This window comes from Paenibacillus sp. YN15 (assembly GCF_003285005.1).
Lineage (GTDB): Bacteria > Bacillota > Bacilli > Paenibacillales > NBRC-103111 > Paenibacillus_AR.
In genome coordinates this window covers 242,598-265,233 of sequence record NZ_QMFA01000002.1, presented here as the reverse complement: position 1 = coordinate 265,233, position 22,636 = coordinate 242,598, and the positions used below count along the sequence as shown (strand labels likewise).

The 22,636-nt window shown below is 54.2% G+C and carries 16 protein-coding genes; 3 read left to right on the top strand and 13 right to left on the bottom strand.

Features of this window, described 5'->3' with window-relative positions; genetic code table 11:
* Position 1 precedes the first annotated feature (1 nt).
* The 12 genes from DQG13_RS03055 to DQG13_RS03000 all read right to left on the bottom strand — a co-directional run bounded on the left by DQG13_RS03055 (position 2) and on the right by DQG13_RS03000 (position 17,395).
* Positions 2–1,579: an extracellular solute-binding protein gene (locus DQG13_RS03055; protein ID WP_181592539.1), complete on the bottom strand. Its 1,578-nt coding sequence runs from the start codon at positions 1,577–1,579 to the stop codon at positions 2–4.
* Between the two features lie 85 nt (positions 1,580–1,664).
* A complete protein-coding gene (locus DQG13_RS03050; protein WP_113018124.1) occupies positions 1,665–2,528 on the bottom strand; it encodes a carbohydrate ABC transporter permease in 864 nt (287 codons plus the stop codon).
* A 25-nt stretch (positions 2,529–2,553) separates the two neighbouring features.
* A complete protein-coding gene (locus tag DQG13_RS03045) occupies positions 2,554–3,531 on the bottom strand; it encodes an ABC transporter permease (protein WP_113018122.1) in 978 nt (325 codons plus the stop codon).
* 211 nt (positions 3,532–3,742) lie between these two features.
* On the bottom strand, positions 3,743–5,941 hold the full coding sequence (locus DQG13_RS03040; protein WP_181592538.1) for an AraC family transcriptional regulator: 2,199 nt from the start codon (positions 5,939–5,941) through the stop codon (positions 3,743–3,745).
* Positions 5,942–6,138: 197 nt separating this feature from the next.
* Positions 6,139–7,746, bottom strand: coding sequence for a response regulator (locus tag DQG13_RS03035; protein ID WP_113018118.1), 1,608 nt, complete (start codon positions 7,744–7,746; stop codon positions 6,139–6,141).
* Positions 7,721–9,526 (bottom strand): cache domain-containing sensor histidine kinase, encoded by a 1,806-nt coding sequence (locus DQG13_RS03030; protein ID WP_258525425.1) that lies wholly within the window; start codon positions 9,524–9,526, stop codon positions 7,721–7,723. The genes DQG13_RS03035 and DQG13_RS03030 overlap by 26 nt, the downstream gene beginning before the upstream one ends.
* 408 nt (positions 9,527–9,934) lie before the next feature.
* Positions 9,935–11,848 (bottom strand): glycoside hydrolase family 97 protein, encoded by a 1,914-nt coding sequence (locus DQG13_RS03025; protein WP_113018114.1) that lies wholly within the window; start codon positions 11,846–11,848, stop codon positions 9,935–9,937.
* Positions 11,845–13,308 (bottom strand): glycosyl hydrolase family 28 protein, encoded by a 1,464-nt coding sequence (locus DQG13_RS03020; RefSeq protein ID WP_113018112.1) that lies wholly within the window; start codon positions 13,306–13,308, stop codon positions 11,845–11,847. Before DQG13_RS03020 ends, DQG13_RS03025 begins: the two co-directional genes overlap by 4 nt.
* A gap of 154 nt (positions 13,309–13,462) precedes the next feature.
* Positions 13,463–14,290, bottom strand: coding sequence for a carbohydrate ABC transporter permease (locus DQG13_RS03015; protein WP_113018110.1), 828 nt, complete (start codon positions 14,288–14,290; stop codon positions 13,463–13,465).
* 1 nt (position 14,291) lies between these two features.
* Positions 14,292–15,221: a carbohydrate ABC transporter permease gene (locus DQG13_RS03010; protein ID WP_113018108.1), complete on the bottom strand. Its 930-nt coding sequence runs from the start codon at positions 15,219–15,221 to the stop codon at positions 14,292–14,294.
* Between the two features lie 90 nt (positions 15,222–15,311).
* A complete protein-coding gene (locus DQG13_RS03005; RefSeq protein ID WP_113018106.1) occupies positions 15,312–16,679 on the bottom strand; it encodes an ABC transporter substrate-binding protein in 1,368 nt (455 codons plus the stop codon).
* A gap of 290 nt (positions 16,680–16,969) precedes the next feature.
* Positions 16,970–17,395 (bottom strand): hypothetical protein, encoded by a 426-nt coding sequence (locus DQG13_RS03000; RefSeq protein WP_113018104.1) that lies wholly within the window; start codon positions 17,393–17,395, stop codon positions 16,970–16,972.
* A 236-nt stretch (positions 17,396–17,631) separates the two neighbouring features.
* Between DQG13_RS03000 and DQG13_RS02995 the strand changes: the two genes are divergently transcribed.
* Entirely contained in the window at positions 17,632–18,345 is a 714-nt protein-coding gene (locus tag DQG13_RS02995) for a glycosyltransferase (RefSeq protein WP_113018102.1), read from the top strand.
* Between the two features lie 10 nt (positions 18,346–18,355).
* Here DQG13_RS02995 and DQG13_RS02990 read toward each other — a convergent pair whose 3' ends face one another.
* Positions 18,356–19,450, bottom strand: a complete 1,095-nt coding sequence (locus DQG13_RS02990; protein ID WP_113018100.1) for a LacI family DNA-binding transcriptional regulator — start codon at positions 19,448–19,450, stop codon at positions 18,356–18,358.
* Positions 19,451–19,612: 162 nt separating this feature from the next.
* On the opposite strand from DQG13_RS02990, the gene DQG13_RS02985 reads away from it, so the two are divergent.
* Together DQG13_RS02985 and DQG13_RS02980 are read left to right on the top strand one after the other, a co-directional pair.
* The gene (locus DQG13_RS02985; RefSeq protein ID WP_113018098.1) at positions 19,613–20,803 is read left to right on the top strand and encodes an AGE family epimerase/isomerase; all 1,191 of its coding nucleotides are present in this window, start codon (positions 19,613–19,615) and stop codon (positions 20,801–20,803) included.
* A gap of 46 nt (positions 20,804–20,849) precedes the next feature.
* Positions 20,850–22,043, top strand: coding sequence for a glycoside hydrolase family 130 protein (locus DQG13_RS02980; protein WP_113018096.1), 1,194 nt, complete (start codon positions 20,850–20,852; stop codon positions 22,041–22,043).
* Positions 22,044–22,636 lie beyond the last annotated feature (593 nt).

Below are 22,636 nucleotides of genomic sequence, written 5' to 3'. Positions count from 1 at the left end.
CTTATTTTTTCTTGCGTTCTTCGTACACCTTGGTTACTTCATTGGTTACCTCTTGGCCGCCGGATTTCAGCCAGTTGGCCTTGTAGGTGTCAAAATCGCCGTCCGTATTGGCCTCGCCCGTAATCGCTTTGATAAAATAGCTGTCCTGCAGCGTCTGCAGATTGGTCCAATATTTCGGTTTGCTGGTTAAAGCAGTGGGTCCAATCAGATCGGTGATCAGCTTAACGTTCAAATCCGTATAATACTTTTTATTCAGGTCCAATATTTCTTTGCGGGTATTGTACTTTTTCTTCGCCATATCTATCCCGCCGAGCATGTTGTAATAACCGGAGGCTCCTGCCTTTGTTCCCGCTTTATTGGGATCTGTGCTTCCAATCGCCAAGCCGGTAGCGGCATCAATGTCATAATTGACGCCCGGCTCGCCATATTGAGTCAACAGCCAGCCTTCGTCATTGGTTGAAACATAATCCAAAAGCTGCATAATTTTGATCCGCTTCGCCTCATCCTTGGCAACCTGGGCGCCAAGCAGAATGGGCTCCTGGCGGGCACCGTATGCAACGGCATAACGATTGCCATCAGTAGCGACCAACGGGCTTGACACATAGCTTAAGCCCTTCTCAAAAGCCGGCTTCCCTACATATCCCCCGGTTTGATAGGTATCACCCGGTTTTACATTGTCCATAACGCCAATTTTCTGATTCGCTATCTTCACATTATTCTCATTGTTATCGGAGGTAATAAACTCCGGATCAATATAGCCTGCTTTATACCATTTGGCCAGAAGCTTCAGCGTAGCGCGGGCCTCCTCGGATACCCCGCCATATTCAGCCTTTCCGTCAGCCCCAAGCTTGAATTGGTAAGGAGCAACCTTGTGTGCGGCGAAGATACTGGGGAACAGCTGGTTGGTCAGCTTGCCTCTGCCTCCCAAGGCATAAGTATCCTTCTTGCCGTTTCCGTCGGGATCATTATTAACGAATTTGTTGAGCACATCTTCAAATTCCGTTAATGTTTTGGGGGGAGTGGTATACCCGATTTTTTGCAGCCATTGTTCATTAATGGCGGGAAGGAATCCGTCCAAACCTCCCGGATATACTCTGGGAATCCCGTAGTTTTGGTTTTTGTAAAGACCGATCTCCCATGCAGTATTGTCTACAGACTCCAATGCTTTTACATAATTGGGCATATACTTCTTGATTTCATCAACCGAGATAGGAGCAATAATGCCTTGATCCGCCCATTGAACCATGTCGGTGATGGTCACATCTACCGGAAACAGATCGGGAATCTCGCCGGAGGCCAGCAAAACACTAAATTTTTCCCGCCAGCTGGAGCGTTCATACTTGATGTTCTTAATTTTGATATTGAACTTTTCCTCCAGCTTCTTCTGGACATAGTTGTCATCCGTCTCCGGAGCATTGTAGTTGTTGGCAATGACAATCTCAATCGGTTTTTCGGTTCCTGCCGTGGAGCCGGGGGCTTGGGATGCGGCTGAATTTTTTTCCCCGCCGCAGCCTGCCATAAGGGATGCCGACAGCAGCACAGCCGTAGTAGCGATTGCATATTTTTTGCTTTGACCCATTGTGTTTGTTCCTCCCGTTTTGAATGCAAGTTTATTTAGACGGGCGTCCATGGAGAGACGCGCCGCTTAAACCGAAAACCGGGAATTATCCCTTAAGCGAACCCACCATAACCCCTTTGACAAAATACCGCTGAAGGAAGGGATACAGGATCAGAATCGGCAAAGCCGTAAACATAATGACCGCCGCCTTTACCGTTTCCGGTTCCATATCCGGTGTGCGGAGGGGCAGAATCGGGTCCCCCTCGGATGTAATCACCAACCGCCGGAGATAAGTTTGCAGCACAATCTTGTCCGGGTCCTGGAGATAGATCAAGGCGTCGAACCAGGCATTCCAATGTCCCACCGCGGACCAGAGCGCCAGAGTGGCCAATACCGGCTTGGAGAGAGGGATAATAACGCTGAACAGAATGCGGATATCATTGGCGCCGTCGATCTTGGCGGAATCCTCCAGCTCGGAGGGGATGCCCATATAGAAATTGCGCAGAATAAACATGGAATAGGTGCTGACGAGACCGGGAATGATGAGCACCCAACGGGAATCCACCAGGCCCAGGGACTTGATCAGCAGATAGCTGGGAATCAGCCCTCCGCTGAAAAACATGGTAATAATAATAAATGTCATATAGATGCTGCGGTGAGGCAGGTACTTGCGGGAAAGCGGATAAGCGGCCAGAGACATGGCAATCAGGGACAGAACCGTGCCGACCACCGTCCGGAAAACCGTATTGCCGAAGGCCAGCCAGACTGTATCGGTGGTAAACACCTTTTTCCAGGCAAACAGCGAGATTTCATGGGGATAAAAATGCAGTCCCATCCGCAGCGCCTCCTTGGCGGTGCTTAAGGAAATGGAGAGAACATGCAAAAACGGATAAACCATGGCTACACACAATACGGTAAAAAACAGGATCAGAAAAAATTGAAACAGCTTTTCTCCTGCCGTCATTTTCATCGTGTCCACACCCTTCTTCCGCTCATTACAGAAGCCCTTCCTGTCCCATTTTTTTGATCACGAAATTGGTGGACAGAACCAGCGCCAGCCCGATGACATTCTTGAACAAGCCTACGGCTGTGGTCATGCCGAATTGCATGCCCTGCAGGCCGACCCGGTACACATAGGTGTCCAGCACATCGGCAACGCCGTAAACCGCCGGTGAATAGAGAGTATAAATCTGATCGAAGCCGGCGTCCAGAATACCGCCTACCCGCATGATCAGAAGAATGGCAATGGTGGGCAAAAGAGCGGGAATGGTGACATGCAGCGTTTGCTTCCAACGGTTGGCTCCATCCAATACGGCCGCCTCATACAATTGGGAATCAACTCCCGCCAAGGCCGCCAGGTAGATGATGGTGCCCCATCCGACCTCTTTCCAGATGGCCGAGGTGACCAGGGTAAAGCGGAAATATTTCTCCTGCCCCAAAAAATAAATGGGATCAAAGCCCAGCATCTTGATGAAATAGTTAATGACGCCGGTGCCCGGGGACAATAAGGAAATCAGAATGCCGCCGATGACGATCCAGGATAAAAAGTGCGGCAAATAGGAGATGGTCTGGGCAATTTTTTTAAACAAGGGAAAGCGGATTTCATTCAGCAAAAGCGCCAGTATAATGGGGGCCGGAAAGCCAAAGATAATGTGATAAGCGCTTATAATCAGCGTATTGCCGATAATATGCCAGAAATCCGGGGACAGGGAAAACAGATATTCGAAATGCTTCAGCCCGACCCAGGGGCTTCCCCATATTCCGTCTCGGATCATATAATCCTTAAAAGCCAATTGAATGCCGTACATGGGACCGTAAGCGAATACCCCATACCAGACCAATATGGGAAACAACATCATGAACAAATATCTGTTCCGCACATATTGTGACCATGTTCCGCCTGTTTTTTTGGATATTTTCTGCTTTGTGGCCCCTTCGATGCTGCCTGCTCCTGTTGCATGCTCCGGGTTCATGCTTCCATTCTCCTTTCAATCCTTTGTGTATGGTTTTACGTTGCCTTCACTCCTCGCTCCTAAATATACAAACGTGAAAGCGTTTTTTCAATTGCAAAACCATTCAAATCATTGCGTTTTCTTTTAATCGGGCTTGCAATTTCTTTTAAATTTCCCGGAGAGGCAGTATAAAGGCCGTTTATAACCGCATTTTCCCTGTAATTTCCAACGCTTAGCCCTTCATGGCCTGCCGGTACTGCACCGGTGTGACCCCATATTTCTGTTTGAACTTGTTATGGAAATACTGCACGTTCTTGTAGCCCACCTGTCCGGCAATTTCGGTTACGGACAGCTCCGTATTCTCCCGCAGCATAGCAGCGGCTTTGTCCAGTCTGACCCGGGTGACATAATCGGTGAAGGACTCCTTCATCACCTCGCCGAACAGTGTGGATACATAGGCGGGGGCAAGCGAAGCCACATCGGATAAAATGTTCAGAGACAGGTTTTCCTCCAGATGCTCGTCAATATAGGTCTTCAGCTTTTGCACAACCTCCGCGTGGGCCTGATTGCCGGTTTCCTTCACATGCGCCGCGATTTGGACAGAGAGGGTGCGGATGTTGTCTACAGTCGCATCCAGCGTATCCTTCTTCAGATCGTCAAACAGATTGGACGGAGGAAGCAGCAGCTGCAGCTCCAGCTCAATCACAACCTGATAAATCGCGGAAGAAATCTGCAATAGCGCCAGCTCCACCGTTTCCAGCTGCATATTCTGCTTTAAGGTTTCCGCGAAGCCGTCAATGAACCGGTTGGTGCCGTTGATGTCCCCTGCCTTGAGAATGTGCTGATATTGCTCGAAGGAAAATATCAGCGGGCGGGGAGTGTAATCCTGCAGGGAGGCATAATGAATGATGGCGTCGGTTCCGAAGAAAAAGCAATAACGGTAAGCCATCCGGGCCGATTGGTAGGACAGCGGAATATTCTCCACCGATTCCACCCAGCTTCCCGTTGCGCCGCCGAACCGGATGTCTCCGCGTATCTCCTGCTGAAGCTGCCGGAGCTCCCCGAGAATCGCCGCAGCATCGTCATGGTCCACGCCGTGATTTTCCCTCGCGTAATAAATAATGGCCGCCTCCGTCTGGTTCAGGGCAATAAAAATGCCGGGAACCGGATGCTCCATCTGCTCATACACCTCTCCCAAAAGCTCGGGACTGCCCTCCAAAATCCGTATATACCCCATCGAATAGCTGTATCCGGCAGGCAGCATGTCCATCTGCTCCAGCTCCATGGGGGCTCCAAGCACCAGATTGCGCAGCTCGCTCCGTTTTGTTTTGGCCTCCAGCACACCGATTTTTTCATCCATATTCTTCAGGGCATTGCTGATGTAAGCGTATTCATTCACCCAGCCCTGAGTTTGTCCTGAACCGGAATGCGGATAGAAGCCGCGAATGTATTGAATCAATCCCTTCAAGGGAGTGTACAGCTGTCTGGACATGAAATACGACATGATAAATCCGAACACCAGAACGGCAAGACCGCAGGCAAAAAGCTGAGTCTGAAACTCCTTGGTAGACAGCGAAAAGGCATTTAGCGGCCTGACTATGACATAGGTCCAGTCATTCTTCGGACTCTGGAGGTGAGCCATCACATACCGGTCATCCCCATTGGAAAATTCATTAACCGGCTTTCCCGAATGCAAGGCAGTGCGGATCATGCTCCATTCCTCTTCGCCGGTGCCGTTGAATACGGGAGCCCCATTCTTGTCCAGGATATACAGCTTGCCCGACGAGTTCATGATCCGGGTGACGGCGTTGTACACATAATCCCGCTCCACATCGATGAAGATATATCCTGCGGGAGGCTCCTTGAGGGTGTAATAAGGGAGCTTGACCGCATAGGTCATCACTTCCTTGCTGTCGCTAAGCGTCCTGTTCAGCCAGACGCCCGCAGGCAGCTCTCCGGCCTGGGCCTGGAGCATGAACTCCTTGTCCGGAGAATTCTCCACTGTAGTATAAAAACTATTGCTGTCCACCACATAATCCCGGTTGCTGAAATAGACGGTTACTGCCGCCGCCCCTTCCAGGGATTGCTTCAGGTACAGAAGCTCCTCCCGGAACTGGAAGATCCGGAACAGATTATTTTCCCACCCATTTTCCAAAAACATGTTCAAATCCGATTTGCCGACAAAATAGTAGGTGGACTTCGCTTTGTTCTCCACACTCTCCTCATATTGGCGGAGCAGCGTCTCCTCGGCATACCTCTGGACGGCCTGGAGCCGGTTGTCGCTTTCCTTGGCGATCTCCTCCAGCATCAGGCGGTTGGCCCTGGAATACAGATATCCTCCAGCCATGCCCACAAGAATAATCGAAAAAACCGTGTACGAAAGAATAAGCCTTGTGAAAACGGTATTGCGATAACGTTTCAACAGCTGCATACCCATCCCCCTTGCAAGATCATTCGGCTGTTCCGCAGTTCCGCCAAAAAACAACCATAAAACGCAAAAAAGCGAGAACTCCTCCTCTCCGCTTCCGATTGTCTACTAAATTATACCATCGCCTTCGCAAATCTACCAGATGAACAGAAAACATAGGAGAGGCATGATGGTGCAGCCTCTCCTTCCTTGCTCCGCGGCTAGGCCTTTGGTCCGCCCTGGGCTTTATATTCCTGAGGCAGCTTGCCGAAGTGCTTTTTGAACATGTCGCTGAATTGCCTGGAGTTGTTATACCCCACCCTCTCGGCGATTTCGTACACCATCAGGTCCGTTTGAAGCAGCAGCTTCACCGCCTCCTTCATCCGGATTTCCGTCAAATACTGCTTGAAATTCATATGGGTATGCTTTTTGAAGAAGCTGCTGAAATAATACGGGTTCATATAGATTTTCGAGGCGACGCCCTCCAGCGTAATGTTCTCCATATAGTGGTTTTCTATATACGTCTTGACGGTCACCAGCTGCTGGGCTTCCTTGCCGCTTCCCGCCGACTCCATCCGCCGGATAATCTGCTCCGCAATATGTCTGATGTACCCCTTCAGCTCCTCATACCGGCGGGCATTGCGCATGGCATTCAGATGCCGCTGCATCTCCGCCTCCCCCTGCTCCAGGGATACGCCAAACCCCTCCAGCTTTTCCACCCATTCCACGATGGTGGCATAACCGGCCATTACGGCCTTGTCCTTGCTGCCGCCGGCATATCTCTCCGTTCGTTCAAATAGAATGTCAAGCCCCGCTTCCAGACGCTCCTGGTCCTTGGTCAGGAAACCCTGCAGCGTTTCCTGCCGCGCATCCGTCATCTCCCGTTCCGAGACACCGTTTTTGTCTGCGTCCTCCCCATCCCAGAGCACCGCTCCTCCCCCTTCACTGGCGAAGAAAATCCGGCTCAGCGCCTCTGCCGCCGTCCGGAAGGAAGCCTTGATTCCCTCGGGGCCGGTGTACTCCCGGCCGATCCCCACGGACAGGTTCACCTTGAGATACTTGGCCGCGTTGCGGATCATATCCCGGGCCAGCGCCGTCAGGCTGGTCCCCTGGGGATGGTTGACGACGGCGCATAACCGGTCCCCCTTGCGGACAACGATGCCCGCCCCCTCCCGGCGCACCAGCTCCTCCGCCATATTGCCTACGGCAAACAGCAGCAGCCGCTTCTCATGCTCACCCCAGCGGGTATCCTCCGCCGGCAGCTCCGACTCCAGCAGAAGCACGGTGTAAGCGTCATGAATGCAGCCCGCATCCAGACTGCGCAGCTTGTCTTCCGCTTCCTCCCTGCGGATATCCCCGTCAAGAAGCCGGTCGAACAGCTCCTCCAGCTGGGTTTTCCTGTCCTTGTGCTCATATACGGCCAGCTTGCTTTTGGAGCGGAGTCCCTCGGATTCCTCCTCCAGCGCGGCTATGGCCCGCTCCACCGCCGCCAGCAGCAGCCCCTTCTCAATGGGCTTCACCAGATAGTCCACCGCCCCCAGTGCCAGCGCATCCTTGGCATAAGAAAACTCCTGGTAGGCGCTGATAAAAATCACCTTGGTCTTGAGCCCGCGGCGCCCGATTTCCTTCAGCACATCAATGCCGGAGCCGTCAGGCATGCTGATATCGGTGATGATCAGGTCCGGCTCCTCCTTCTCCATCAGCTCCAGCAGCCCGCGCCCGGTCCATGCTTCTCCAATCACCCGGATGCCATGCTTCTCCCAGGGGATCAGCTTCTTCAGCCCTTTGATGATTATCGGTTCGTCATCCGCCAGCAATGCCGTTATCACTGTTTGCCGCCTCCTTCTGATAGGGTAGAATCATCCGCACGGATGTACCGATATTAGGTGTGCTGTTGATCCGTATTCCATATTCCGGGCCGTACAGGGCAGTAATCCGGTCATGCACATTCTTGACCCCGATGCCTCCGCCGCCGCTCTGCTCCGCCGGAGCCCGTCCTTTCAACTTATCCCGGAGCTGCTCCAGCCGCTCCTCCGTCATGCCGATACCGTCGTCATCCACGGTGATCACCAGCCTGTCCTCTTCCCGCTCCGCCGTTATGCGGATGGTGCCCTTGCCCGTTTTGGGCATGATCCCGTGATAAATGGCATTTTCCACCAGAGGCTGGAGGGACAGCTTGGGCAGCAGGCAGGCAAGGGCTTCTCCTTCCATCCGCATGTCCATGGCCAGCCGGTGTTCGCCGTAACGCAGCTCCATCAGCCGGTAGTATTGCTCGATATTGGTCTTTTCCTCCAGCAGCGTAACCGTTTCTTCCCCGTAATCCAGCACATACTTCAGCTGACGGGACAAGGCGATGATCATATCCGCCACCTCCTCGTCATCGTTAGCCACTGCGCTCATCCGGATCACTTCCAGGGTATTGTACAAATAATGGGGGCGGATCTGGCTTTTGAGTGCGGTCAGCTCCGCCTGCTTCTGCTTGATCTGGGCCACGTACACCTCATCGATGTAGCTTTGGAGGCGGTCGGTCATTTTGTTGAAGCCTCTGGCCAGCATCCCGATTTCGTCCGCCGTCCGCACCTGCACCTGGGTGTCGAAATCGCCGGATTCCACCCGCGCCATGTGACGGATGATGGTCCGGATGGGGTTGGACAGGTTATTGGAGAACCAGACGGCTACCACCACCAGGGAAAGAATGCAAAGCCCGATTACAATGGCAATGGTGCTTTTGATGGCATTGATCCGGCCGAACAGCTCATTCTTGTTGACCTCCCCCACCACACTCCACGCGGAATTGGGCATCAGATGCCGCACGTAGTGGTATTCCTCCGAGTCGGGAACCGGCTGGAACATCCGGCCGATGGATTCGTGCTTATTGCTGTAGAGAATGCGCCCCGACTCATCCATCACATACATGCCATCCTTCTGGCCGAGGGTCAGGTATTGAAAAATTTCATCAAATGCGCTTAAGGATATATCCATATACAAGCTGCCGACGACAATTCCGTCCAGTCCGGGGCTGCCCACCACATCAATCAGATTGCGGGCAAAGGTCATCACCTGCACTCCGGAGCTCGAATAATAGTCCTGCTGGTGGGTGGGAAACATGCTCAGCTGCTTGGGATTGGCGGCCAGCGTCTCCGCCCAGTCGCGCGGCGGAAATTGGGAGCGGAAATCAATCCGGCTCCCGTCCCGGCTTATATCCTGGTAGCTGCCGTCGGGGAACACAAACGCCGCGCTGCGGATATGGACATCCGTCGCCACCACCGTGTGGAGGAAATCGTCCAAGGTTGCGGTTAGCTGGTAGTCCTTTTGCGTCCCCTGCTCGGCGATCAATCTGCCGAACTGGCCGTAGGTGCCCTGCTGGCCGAAGGTATACATCAGCTTGGAGATATTATTGTATTTGGTGTAAAAGTCATCCACATTTTTGCCCGCATACAGCACCATCTGCTCGAAGCTGTTGATGGAGTAGCGCTCCATGTAATTGCCGAAGGTGTTCAGCGCGAAAAAGCTGAGCACAAGGAGCGGGATCAGGCCAACGGTAATAAAGGAAAAGGCGAATTTGGCAAATATGCTTTTGCGCAAACGGGAAAACCGGAGTGTGTTCAACGTAAGCCCCTCCACAGCAGATGAGTGGTGAGTCGCCTTGCTTGGTAATATCATATCAGGTTGTCGGGCGAAAACCTACCCTGGCGGGTGTGCAAGCGGCGGGTCAGGCCAATTGGCGGCGGATGCACGTGCCGTAGGAGGCCGGGCTAACCGCTGTCAGGCTGGTCGGCAGGCGCTGGCTTCCGACGGGGGTAGCTGGCTGCTGTCAGGCGGCATGTAAGCGCCAACAATTGTACGGAGGCGGCAGGTGCAAGCTTAGCGGAAGGTTTTTTTCCGCTATTGCTTGAGCTGGCGGGCAAACCGGCCAATAGCGGAAGGCGATCTTCCGCTATTGGCCCCTTTTGCCCTGCTCATCCCTGCAATATGCAACAATAGTGGAAAGCAGGCTTCCGCTATCCGGCTGCCGCCTCAGCCCCCGCCCTCGGGGCTCATCGGCCGCAGCCACAAGGCTTGGCCGCCGCTGGGGGCCAGCTGCATCAGCAGCACTGTGTCCGCGTTGACCTCCTTCACCGTCACCGAAACCTGGGTCCGCGAGGCGGTGTTCCACAGATCATCGGCATACACCGACGCAAGATACCGGACGCCCGGCTGGAGGAAATCCAGCCGAACCGCCAGCTCCCGGATCCGCTCATTGGTGATGGCCCCCACAAACCATTGCTCCTCCCGCCGCCGCGCAATCGCCGCCAGCTCCCCGATCTCGCCGGCCAATACCCGGGTATCGCTCCACACAGTAGGCAGCACCCGGAAGAATTCCAGCTCCGGCTCGCCCTGGGCATCCGCCGGCACATCGTACCAGCCGATGGATTGCAGCGGGCTGTAGGCAATGACGGACATAGCCAGCTGGTGGGCATGTGTGGTCCTCAGCCGTTTGTCGAAGTAGCAGATGGTATAGTCCCCGCATCCCGCCAGATAACGGGTGAAGGGCAGGGTGGCATTATGCCGGGCCGTGGGAAAATGCTCATTGCCCCGGATGCCCTCCACCGTCAGCAAATTGGGGTAGGTCCGGCTGTAGCCCGTCGTCCGGTAGGCGTCATGGACATTGACGAACAGCCTATACTCCGCGCATTTGCGGATGCATTCATGCAGCCAACGGGTCCACCGCTGCGGCCCCGTATTGACAAAGCCGAACTTCAACCCGGCGATGCCCCACTCCCGGAACACCGGCAAAAACTCGTCGATCTGCGTCTCCACCGCCCGGCGGTCCAGATACAGAATGATCCCGATGCCCCGTTCCGCCGCATATTGCACCAGCTCCGGCACAGAGAGGGTATGGTTGCCGCTATGCTTGCTGTAGAACCAAACCTCCCCCTCCGGCCGGGTGCACAGGGAGGCATCATCGAAGGGATCGCCGTACCAGCCCCAGTCCAGCATCACATACTGCAAGCCCATGCACGCGGCATAATCCACACATCGGCGGCCGCCTTCCTGCGAGAGGGTCATCTCCCGGATCAGCTTGCCGGGCCGGACCCAGGACACATCCTCAATCCGGCAAGGGGCGTTGAGATTCAATACCAGATCATTGCGCTCCAGCAATTGCCCCGGATTCTCCCCAACAAGCGCCAGCCGCCAGGGAGTGGCGAAGGGAGCTTTGCCAACGGCCCGGTGGCTTTTTTCCTCCTCCGGCAGCCCTTCATCCATCAAGCCGTAGCCGACAAAGCCTGTCAAGAGGCCGCTTAAGGCCGTTTCCACAATCCAGGGCTGCTCCGGATTTACCGTAAACAGCGTCCGCGGATAGTCATCCACCCCCGCCTCAAGGAGCGCCGCATAATAACCGCCGGGATACACCACCGTTAAGGGGCGCTCGCAATCCGGCTTCATATCCTTGATCAAAACCTGGGTGTACTCCCCTTCCGCTCCATGCTCCTCATAAGCCCGGCAGCCTTCGGGAAGATGAAACTGCGACGCCTCCCGCTCAATGGTGAAGCGCTCCAGCCCCGCCTGCTCCGGTATCACATAGCGGAAAGCCAAACCGCCGGCATATGCCCGAAACTCCAGCACCAGACGGCGGCCGGCTTCATCCTGCTGCACCAGTTCTACCTTCAGCGACCGGTAATGGTCCGTAATCTGCTCCCGTTCCCCATATACCGGCCTCCACTCCTCATAGCTCTCCTCTGTCTCCACATGATTGACCCGGAATCCCTCCATCAGCGGAGGGGCGTCCGTCAGCACCAAACCCAGTGCGGATTCCAGCAGCAACGGCCGGTCGCCATAACGCAGCGAATAGAACGGCCGCCCCCGCTCCGTAAGCCCAAAAGCAAGCCTCAGCTGCCCATCCGGCGAATCCAGAAGCCCTTCTGCCGTCCGGCATCCATGTTCGCTCATTCGGTTCCCTCCGCTTGCAGCCGACTGAAGGCAACATTGAAGGCAAAGCCGTTCAGCTCAAAATTCCCCTGTTCCGCTTCGGTAATCTCTGTACCGTTAATGTACAAACCGCAAAACTGCACCCCCGTCACTGTCCGTTCCGCATCAAAGCCGAGAATCCGGCTGGGCAGGCGGTTGGCCCCGTTATAGACAATCCTTTCAAAGCGGATGTCCTCAATCCGTCTGCCGGGCACCGGATTATAGTCCTTGTTCCAGACCACCCGGATATCCACCAGCCGCCCCAGCTCAAAATCCTCCACCCGGATATTCCGGTACACCACCCGGCGCACCGTGTTTTTGTCCCCGGCATTGATGGCCATGGCCCCCATATAATTGGGCTGGGGCTCATGATGCTCCAGAATATCGATATTTTCAAAAAGCACATCCTCGATCATATCCCCGTCATTGCCATGGTCGCCGTGGGTTCCGATCATCAGCGGATGGGCCACATCCGCCCAGAGCACCGAATTGCGCACGGTGACAAACCGGGTATCCCCCGCATAATCCCACCGGGTGCCGTATATGGCGATGCAATCATCCGAAGTGCGGAGGAAAACATCGTCGATCTCAATATCCGAACAGGCCATCATATCAATGCCGTCCGACCAGCCGCGGGTGCTGAAGGACTTGAAGTTGCGGATGCGGACATGATCGGATTTCCCCAGGTAAATGCTGTAATGGGGAGGATCGACAGTGATAATGCCTTCCACCTCCACATTCCGGGAAAAAACAATCCGGACGCCGCGGAGAGCGGAAAACCGGTGGTAATCCGACAGATACAGAATGCCGCGCCCGCGGATTGTCACATCCTGCACCCGCTCGCAGACGAAGGAGCCTGCCACAACGGCTCCCCCCGCCACATACACGGTGGTGCCGGAAGGAATGCGCAGAAGCCCCTCCTCCAGCCAATGGAAGCCGGGACCAAAATAGAGAGTGTCCGGAGTTGTGCCCTCCGCTCCCTTGGGAGTCCCCGCCAACCGGTAAATATCCTCCGTCCGGTGGATAGCCGGCTTCAGGAACAGCACATGATCCCCATCAGGATCGGGCGCATCCGTCTCCAGGGGGTTGGCAAACAAATGCAGATTGGAAAACCGCTGCCCGTTGATTTCAATGGACAGCTTCCGGGGACGGTCCAGACGGAAGCTGATCCGGTTCCCGTCCCGCCGGCACGCCATCTCCGCCGACAACGGCCGGATTACCACCTGCCCCACAGGCTCCGACAGGCGGCTTTCCACCTCTACCTCCACCGTTCCCTCCATATCAAAGTACACCATGGATGCGGGACGCACTTCATGCATATCCACCTTAACCTCGTACACGAATACATCCTGCCATTCTCCTCCGGGCACACGGACACGCACGGCAAAATCCTCCCGCCCAACCGCTCCTTTGGGAGCATCGTACACAACCACTTTGTTCATCGAATCGGTTCCTCTCTCTATAGGGTAAAGGCTTCAACCTATTTTACCTTCCGGCGGAACGGCCATCAGGACGCTTTTTTTAACGATCCCCCCAAATTTTCATGCAGATGGGAGAAAAGCCGCCCCTGAACAGTCCAGAAGCGGCTTATGCGGGTCAACCTTTTGTGGCGCCGGCGGCAATGCCTTTGACAAAATACTTTTGCAGCGCGACAAAAACAATCAGCACCGGGACAATGGACATCGTGGTTCCCGCAAACACCATATCCCATTGGGAGGCCAGCTCCCCCACAAACTTGAAGATTTCCACAATCATCGTCCGTTTATCCGAATGAAGGATCAGACTGGGCATCAGGAAGTCGTTCCAGATTCCAAGCCCCTGCAGCACAACCATACTGGCCGTACACGGACCCAATAGCGGAAACACAATTTGCCAGAAAATCCGGAACCGGGAGCAGCCGTCAATGGCCGCCGCCTCCTCGATTTCAGCGGGGATGCCCTTAATGAAGCTGGTGAATAACAGAACCCCCATCCCCACCGAGCCGGAAATGTAGATCAGAATGGGCGCGGTCAAGCTGCCGTACAAACCCAAGGCCCGCATTTCTTTAAAAAGGGGAATCATATAAACCTGAAACGGAATCATCATGCCTGCCAAATAGTAAACGTAGATGGCGTTCGTCCACTTCCGCTTCGTTCGTTCAATGGCGTATGCGGCCATGGGGATAAGCAGAATCATAAAGGCAATAGACACCACCGTTAATATTAGACTGTTTAGCATAGCTCTTGGAAAATCTGTTTCTGTTAACAGGTATTTAAAGCTTTCCAGATACAAGCCCGAGGGCAATGCTATGGCATCCCGCAAAATTTCACCGTTGGATTTGAAGGCCGAGATCAAGCTGAAGTATACCGGGAAGAAAAAGAAGATGCCCAAAACAACCGCCGCAGCCAACAATGCAATATCAAACCATTTTTGAGTTTTGTACATCTTACATTTGCACCTCCCGTTTCCGCAGCAGCTTGATTTGGATCAGCGATACAACCAGGATCAGGACAAACAGAACCAGAGACAATGCAGTGCCATAGCCCTGCCGCAGCTCGCCGAAGCCAACCTTGTACACGATATACGTCAGTGTTTCCGTAGCAAAACCCGGTCCGCCATCGGTCATGACGGCGATCTGGTCGAAGATTTTCAGCGCACTGATCATGGAGAGCATGATACACACAGTCATAGCGCCTGCCAAAAGCGGGAAGGTCACATGGCGGAACTGCTGCCAGCGGTTGGCTCCATCGATAGCCGCCGCTTCATGCAGCTCCGGCGGAATGCCTTGCAGGCCGGCCAGGTAAATAATCATATAATACCCTGCGCCTTTCCAGACCGTGGTAATGATAATCGCCAGCAAGGCATATTTCGGGCTGCCCAGCCAATCGATCTTCAGGCTTTCCAGCCCAATCCGGTCCAGAAGCTGGTTGATAACGCCAAAGTTGTAGTTGAAAATAATCGCCCATACGAAGCCCATGACAATACCGCTCAATAACACCGGGAAGTAAAAAATGCTGCGGAACAAATTTTTCAGCCACCTGACCTGATCCACCAGCATAGCCAGCAGGATGGCCAGAATATTCTCCAGCACAACCAGAGAGAAGGAAATAATCAATGTATTTTTCAACGCATTATATACACGCTCACTGTGGAACATCTCCACAAAATTGTCGAAGCCGATGTAATGAATGGTGTCGCTTACACCATCCCAGTTGGTGAAGCTGAGATTAAAGCTGTTTAAGGTGGGATAAATCACGAACAAGGTATACAAGATAAAGGAAGGCAGAATAAACAATATCGAAAAAGCAGGCCATTTTTTCTTTTTTGATAACGCCTTGCTTTTGGTTGCAGCTTGAATGGTCTCTGTATTTGCCATACCCTCACTCCTAAGAACAGCAATTTAAGGAAAGGGCAGCCTCGTTCGCCCGGATTCATGCTTGGAAGGCTGCCCCATTCCCTGTTCAGCTTATTTTCCTGCTGCGTTTGCCTTAATGTTGGCATCCCATTCGGCATCGGCCTTCTTCATGTATTCCACGCTGAAGTCGCCTTTGGTCAGCCATTCCTGAGCCATCTTGTAGAACCAGTTGCGCCATTGGGGCGGCATTTGATTTTCTCCCCAGAAGGAGTTGATCTGCAGGCTCTTGATGGTTTTGCTGTCGTTCATAACCTCCAGCACCCGCTGCATTTGCGGACCGGCTTCATACGTAATGGCCTCTTTCGTAGTCGGAATGCCGTTGACGGACTTCATGAACTTGGTATATTGATCCTTGGAGAAGAAGAATTTGATAAATTCGCTGATGGCTGCCTTCTTGTCTGCATCGGCATTGGCTTTGGTAGAGATGGACCAGCCCTGCAGGCTGTTCAGTCCATTGACGATAACTCTGCCCTTGCGGTCCGGCACCGGATACCAGCCATATTCAAACTTGGGATCAGCCTGGCTGATCTGGGAGAACATCCACGGACCGGAGAACAGCTGGGCGGCTTTGCCGGTGACCAGCATGGAGGCAGTCTGGTTGTCAGCCGTGCTCAGGAAGCCTTTTTCCACATAACCCTTGGTGAACAGCTCCGTAAAATCCTGCATAGCCTGCATCGGCCCTGCATCCGTGAAGCTGGCCTGACCCTTGGTGCGCTTGGAGTTCCAATTGGGATCATCCGCCAGCATACCGTCCATAAAGAACTTGTTGATCCAGAAGCCCCAGTGGAAGATATCCTTGCCGCCGAAGGTCAGCGGGGTAATTCCCTTTGTCTTCAGCTTTTCCTGAATCGCCAGAAATTCATCATAGGTTTTGGGCTCTGCGGTCACCCCTGCATCGGCGTATGCTTTCTTGCTGTAGATAATGCCTTGCGGGGCGGTGCCGACAATCGGAGCCGTCCAGTTCTTGCCGTTCAGCTTGGGCGCATCCGAGAATAGGCTCAGCCATTCGGCGGGAAGCTCGGCGATTTTGCCTGCTTCAGAGAACAGCTGGGTATCCCGCATTTCCACCAGATCGGGGAATTCGCCAACGGCGTCCTTGGTCTTCAGCCAGTCCAGATAAGAGGCCATGCCGCCTTCCGACAGGTCGGTAATTTTGATATTGGGATTGGCTTTAGTGAAAGCCGCTACTGCATCGGCCATGGCTTGTTTGGTGGCGGGGTCGCCGGTGGCGTAGCCGATGGTGAAGCTTACATTCTTCTTCGGTGCTGTGCTTGCCGCCGCCGTTGCCGTTGCTCCTGTTGACGCAGCCGGGCTGGCGTCCGAGCCGGAGGATTTGTCGCCGCCGCAAGCGGTTAGAACCAGTGAAAGCGCCATTGCTCCCGATACGGATACTGCTAAAGCCTTTTTGGTAAGTGCCATTTGTATTTAGCCTCCCCTTAAATAATTAAGCTTGCTTCCGGAGAACGCCGCCGGGTTTGCAGCGCCGGTTCTCCTTCCGTGATTTAAGACTATCATACCCCCAAAATTTTTAGTATGCGGTTTTTTCAGTTTGATATGCGGGATTTTAAGAAGTTATATTTGCAAATACAAGAACTTACGTTCGTTATCGCCCAGGCAGAAAAAGAAAACCGGAACCCAAACATGCATGGGATTCCGGTTTTTTACCGATTCGAATATCCATAATGGTGCTGACGTTCAGGCAACGTCTCTTACTCGTCGGCAATCAGGATGCCGTTGAAGTTCTCCGGTCCAACCCGGATCGTGCCCAGCAGATTGGACGAAACAAAGGCGGTATACACCAGCAACGGTGTAACCGGCGGATTATAATCGGCAGCGGTGAAGGTAATGACTTGCGGTGCAAGAACGGAGAGATTGAATGTCGTGGTTGCGGAATAGACGATCGGATCGGTAGGCAGGGTGCCTCTCACGACGGTGATGGTGATGCCCACCAGCGCCAAAGGAAGCTGCACGGACATGGTGCCGGTCATAATCACACGCGGAATACCGGTGGCATCAAACGCGTTCAGCCCGATCTGACCGAATAATTGGGGCGTATCAATAACAAGAATCGGAATGGCAATGGAGTTTGCGGTGCTGGCATTCTGAGATGTTCTCCCGTCTATAAACAGACTCATTGCAATCACCTCCCGCTGTGGTTTCGAGAATATTATATTCAAAGGTGTACAAACGGTGAGCAAAGAACGGCGGATGCAAGGGCAGCCCCGCTGAAATTCCGCATGTGTGCAGAAAAATGGATGGCAACCCCCGTTTCATTCGCACAAGCCCGGAATAATATAAGGATAACGGAGTTTTTTCGGCTGCGGATATGGGAGGGATTGTCAGCGAAGCAGCGGGAAGGAGAGTGTTGGGAATGCCGCCAAAGGTAACGGTTTTGATCCCTTTCTATAATTGTCCCTACGTGGACAGGGCAATCGAAAGCGCTCTTCAGCAAACCTATCCCAATGTGGAGATTATCGTGATTGACGACGGCTCCACTGAGCATACGACCCTGATCCAGCCTTATTCCAAGCATGTGCGCTGCCTTCGCAAGCCAAACGGCGGAACGGCCAGCGCCCTCAATATGGGGATACGCCACGCAGGAGGGAAATTCATCGCTTGGCTCAGCTCCGATGACTTGTATTATGCCGACAAGCTGGAAAGCCAGGTGGCATTCATGGAGGAGCACAAGGCGGAGGCCAGCTTTACCGACTTTGACCTGATTGATGAAGCCGGGCAGTTGACCAAAGAATCCGCCGCGGCCAGATTTTCCTCCAAGCTGGATTTTTTCCGCCATCTCCTGTGGGGCAATCCCATTAACGGCTGCACCGTTGCCATCACAAAGGATCTCCTGGTAAAGCTCGGACTGTTTGACGAAATGCTTCCGTTTACGCATGACTTCGATATGTGGTACCGGGTTCTATTGTCGGGAACGGATTTTCATTTTATGGATAAAAGCACAGTGCAATACCGGAAGCATGACCGTTCCGGCAGCGTCCGCCATCTGGAGCAAATGGAGCGGGAAATCGCGTTTACCAAAGCACGGTATGAGCCGCAGGTGATAGCGCGCATAATAGAGCTTCAATAGCAAAGATGTACTATGCCTCTCTACCGCCTGCTGCGGAGCTGCGGATAACCAGCTCGCATGCCAGGCTGATTTTCTCAAAAGGCTTGTCCGGCTCCCTGGCCCGCTCCAGCAAAGCGGCGACAGCCCGTTCCCCCAGCTGCACCTTCTTGACATGGACAGTGGTCAGCGGAACACTGGCCTGCTGGCTTTCCCCGATATTATCAAATCCGGTGACGGACACCTCTCCCGGGACACTGATTCCCTTCTCCTCCAGCACCGCCAAGGCGGCCAAGGCAATCTCGTCATTGGCGCATACCCATGCTGTAGGCCAGGACAGCCGCTCTGCCGCAAGTTCGTCCAGCTTCCTCTCCAGAAAGCGGATATTGCCCTCCCGGTCCGTACCCGACAGCGGCAGTCTGTCCGTTAAGAGATTCACCGCAATGCCCTGCTCCTCCAGCGTTTTGCGGAAGCCCAGCCATCTGTCGGCGAAGCTTCGGGAGAAGCCCACATCCCCCAGAAACCAGAAGGAACGGTGGCCCAGGGCCAACAAATGTCCGGTCAAGGCGGCCATGCTGTCCATATTGGAGGCAAAGATGGCATCGGACGGCACCAGAGGGTCCTCATGATCCGTCAATACGAAGGGCAGCCCCAACCGCTGCACCTCCAGAAGCATCGGGGTGGAGATTTCCCCTACGCCGATGACCCCGATCAGCCGCTCCGGCTTTAGCAGCGTTTCCAGATGCTCCGCCGTTTGCTCCGTTAGAATCAGCATTCCCAGGTTCAGCCGCGACAAGGCGTAGCCGATGCCGTTTACAATCACACTCCAAAACCCGGACTCCATATTTTGCAGCCTAACGTTAGGCATCAGCACAGCCACCACCGCCCTGTCTCCCGCCTCAAATCCATGGCCTGTCCCGGCCGAAGCTGCGGCGCTTGGTTTTGGCTTCTCCCCTGCGCTCCTCTTCGCCTTCTGCTGCTTGAAGTAGCCCAGCTGGGTAGCGGTCTCGATAATCCGCTCCCTGGTTTTGGCGCTGACCCCGCCTTTCCCCGCCAATGCTTTGGATACAGCATATTTGGACAGGCCCACCATATCCGCAATCTGCTGCATGCTGACTTTTTTGCCCATGGTTAACCCCTCCATTATCCCGTGCTCATTTCCATATCCCCTATACTAACGGATGGGGAACCCGTTTACAAGACATTTTGTTAGCATAAAAAGAGTTGACGTTAGTATTTTGTTTGGTTTACAATTGCTTGAGTTGGCTAACAAAATGGAGGTGTGACTATTATGCAATCCTCGCAGCTCGCGCATGAAATGTCTCTGGAACTGGACCGTATTTTGCAATTTTGGCTCACGCATACGCAAGACCATACCAACGGCGGATTTATCGGCCGGATTGACTGCGACATGACCGTTCACCCGCAAGCCCCCAAGGGCCTTGTCTTAAACGCCCGGATTCTCTGGACCTTCGCCCGGGCCTATCGGCATGACCCCCGCCCGGAATACTTGGCAATGGCCGACAGGGCGCTTCATTATTTGGAGAGCTGCTTTCAGGACCGGGAGCATCCCGGCTATTTCTGGATGGTGGATGATTTGGGCCGGCCTCTGGAAACCAAGAAACAGATGTACGGCCAGGCCTTTTATTTGTATGGCATTACGGAGTACATTCTGGCTACCAGGCGGGAGGAGGTGCTTGACCTGGCGGAAAAAGTATTCGCCGTGGTGGAGAGAAGCTATGACCCTGTTCACGGCGGTTATCTGGACGTCTTCACCAGAGACTGGAAAGTAGACGATAGTCTGCGGCTCTCCGAGCTGGACCAGAACGTCAAAAAAACCATGAACACCCATCTGCACATTCTGGAGGCGTACACCAATTATTTCCGGGTGCGCAAGGATGCCAAGCTGGAAGCCCAACTCAGGCAGCTTCTGGAGGTTACGCTTCAGCACATTATCGACGGGGAGAACGGGCATTTTCTCCTGTATTTCAACGAAGATTGGACCAGCACCTCCGATATCATCTCCTACGGCCATGATATTGAAGGAAGCTGGCTGATCATGGAAGCGGCGGAGGTGCTGGGAGATGAGGAGCTGCTGGACCGCGCCCGGCAAATTGCCCTGCGGATGGCAGAGGCTGTGCTGCAGGAAGGCGTGGACCCGGACGGCGCTGTCATGTGGGAGGGCAACGCGGACGGTGTGCTGGATGGGGATAAGCATTGGTGGGGCCAGGCGGAGGCGATTGTCGGTTTTGTGAATGCCTGGCAGATGACCGGGGAACAGCGGTATTGGCAGGCGGCTGCGGATTGCTGGAGGTTTACCCGGGAGCATATCGTGGACCGGGTGAACGGGGAATGGTTCTGGAAGACGGACAGAGCCGGCGCCCCCGCCTTGGACGAAGCCAAGGTCAATGAATGGAAATGCCCCTACCATAACAGCAGAGCCTGTTTTGAGATTATAAGCCGGTTGGGTTCCGGCGGTTGACCCTTTTTGCGCCCGAACCAATATCCCTTAAGAAGGTTGTGATCTGATGAGCAGCTTGTTTGAACAGCGTAAGCAAATCATTGCGGACCGGCATGAAGCGCTGATTAAGCGCAGGAATGAACCCCTGTTTTCCGAAAACGGCATCTTTGAGCGTTATACCTATCCGGTGCTGACCGGCGCCCATGCCCCCTTGGTCTGGCGGTATGATTTCAACCCGGAGACCAATCCTTACTTCATGGAGCGGATCGGCGTCAACGCCGCCTTCAATCCGGGAGCTATTGAGCTGAACGGCAAATTTTATCTGGTGGCCCGTATGGAGGGGGTTGACCGCAAGTCCTTCTTTGCCGTGGCGGAGAGCGATTCGCCGGTGGACGGCTTCCGCTTGTGGGATCATCCGGTGGTGATACCGGAGACGGAGGAGCCGGACACCAACATCTACGACATGCGCTTGACCCGCCATGAGGACGGCTGGATTTACGGGATTTTCTGCACGGAGCGCAAGGACCCGGATGCCGCTCCGGGGGATCTGTCCAGCGCCGTAGCCCAAGCCGGCATCGCCCGGACCCGGGATCTGAAAACCTGGGAACGGCTGCCCGACCTGCAAACCGGCTCCGCCCAGCAGCGGAATGTAGTGCTGCATCCCGAATTCGTAGACGGCCAATACGCCTTCTACACCCGTCCCCAGGACGGCTTCATTGACGCCGGCTCCGGCGGCGGCATCGGCTGGGGCCTGTCGGAGAGCATGAATCCCGCCGTTATCACCTCCGAAGCCATTATAGACCGCCGCTATTATCATACCATTAAGGAAGTCAAAAACGGCCAAGGCCCCGCCCCCATCAAAACTGCCAAGGGCTGGCTGCACATCGCCCACGGGGTACGCAATACCGCGGCAGGACTTCGTTATGTGGTTTACGCTTTCCTGACCGATCTGGCGGACCCGTCCAAGCTGCTTCACGCTCCCGCGGGACATCTCATCGCTCCCGAAGGGGAGGAACGGATCGGCGATGTCTCCAATGTGGTCTTTATCAACGGCCTGATCGCCCGGGATAACGGGGATGTGTTCCTGTATTACGCCTCCTCCGACACCCGCTGCCATGTAGCTTCCACCACCGTGGACAGACTGCTGGATTATGTGCTCCATACCCCGGAGGACCCGCTCCGCTCCTACGCCTGTGTGCAGCAGCGGATCGCTCTGGTGGACCGGAATCTGGATTATCTCCGGGCGGAGCCACAATCCTAATTTTATGGCACAATTAAACCGGCCCTGCGCGATGCCTGGCGGGCCGGTTTTGCTGTGATGGCTCTATATGCATATAAGCTTTCATTTATTCATTGCCCCTTTAAACGGAAGTTAGTTCTGACACTCCGGATTGATGCTTCCAAGGGCCTCGCTTGTTTTAACCTCCACCACCACACGGATTCCCTTGCTCTCTGCCAGTTCGAGTCTGTCATTGATGGGAACCTGACCGGATAGAGGCGGGCATGATCCTGCATCCCGTCATAATCATGCAGATGCATATGCTTCAACCGTTCCAGGTAACCCGCAATAACCGACTCCTCCGCAAAGTTTGAGTTTGGCGGACTGTGGTTCCGCTATTTCACTAAAATCTGCCTTTTTTTCTCCCCCGCGGACTCACGATCCGTTAAATCTGAAAACGGATCACATTCGAAAAATAGCGGATTCTCTGTCCGCCCAACTGTGGCGAGGATAAACGCCTATCGGCCTCCTTTGACAACCTGCGTTTGTCAAGAAGTCGAGCCGCTTCCCGCAGGGCAATCGCATTAGTCCAAGGTAGAGGAAGCGCAGAAACCGGATTTTCATATCCAGCTTTT

Coding starts and splice junctions, on each gene's coding strand:
- DQG13_RS03050 (WP_113018124.1), bottom strand. CDS start 2,528: ATGAAAATGACGGCAGGAGAAAAGCTGTTTCAATTTTTTCTGATCCTG.
- DQG13_RS03020 (WP_113018112.1), bottom strand. CDS start 13,308: ATGAACAAAGTGGTTGTGTACGATGCTCCCAAAGGAGCGGTTGGGCGG.
- DQG13_RS03045 (WP_113018122.1), bottom strand. CDS start 3,531: ATGAACCCGGAGCATGCAACAGGAGCAGGCAGCATCGAAGGGGCCACA.
- DQG13_RS02985 (WP_113018098.1), top strand. CDS start 19,613: ATGCAATCCTCGCAGCTCGCGCATGAAATGTCTCTGGAACTGGACCGT.
- DQG13_RS02980 (WP_113018096.1), top strand. CDS start 20,850: ATGAGCAGCTTGTTTGAACAGCGTAAGCAAATCATTGCGGACCGGCAT.
- DQG13_RS03025 (WP_113018114.1), bottom strand. CDS start 11,848: ATGAGCGAACATGGATGCCGGACGGCAGAAGGGCTTCTGGATTCGCCG.
- DQG13_RS03000 (WP_113018104.1), bottom strand. CDS start 17,395: ATGAGTCTGTTTATAGACGGGAGAACATCTCAGAATGCCAGCACCGCA.
- DQG13_RS03010 (WP_113018108.1), bottom strand. CDS start 15,221: ATGGCAAATACAGAGACCATTCAAGCTGCAACCAAAAGCAAGGCGTTA.
- DQG13_RS02990 (WP_113018100.1), bottom strand. CDS start 19,450: ATGGGCAAAAAAGTCAGCATGCAGCAGATTGCGGATATGGTGGGCCTG.
- DQG13_RS03005 (WP_113018106.1), bottom strand. CDS start 16,679: ATGGCACTTACCAAAAAGGCTTTAGCAGTATCCGTATCGGGAGCAATG.
- DQG13_RS03055 (WP_181592539.1), bottom strand. CDS start 1,579: ATGGGTCAAAGCAAAAAATATGCAATCGCTACTACGGCTGTGCTGCTG.
- DQG13_RS03040 (WP_181592538.1), bottom strand. CDS start 5,941: ATGCAGCTGTTGAAACGTTATCGCAATACCGTTTTCACAAGGCTTATT.
- DQG13_RS02995 (WP_113018102.1), top strand. CDS start 17,632: ATGCCGCCAAAGGTAACGGTTTTGATCCCTTTCTATAATTGTCCCTAC.
- DQG13_RS03015 (WP_113018110.1), bottom strand. CDS start 14,290: ATGTACAAAACTCAAAAATGGTTTGATATTGCATTGTTGGCTGCGGCG.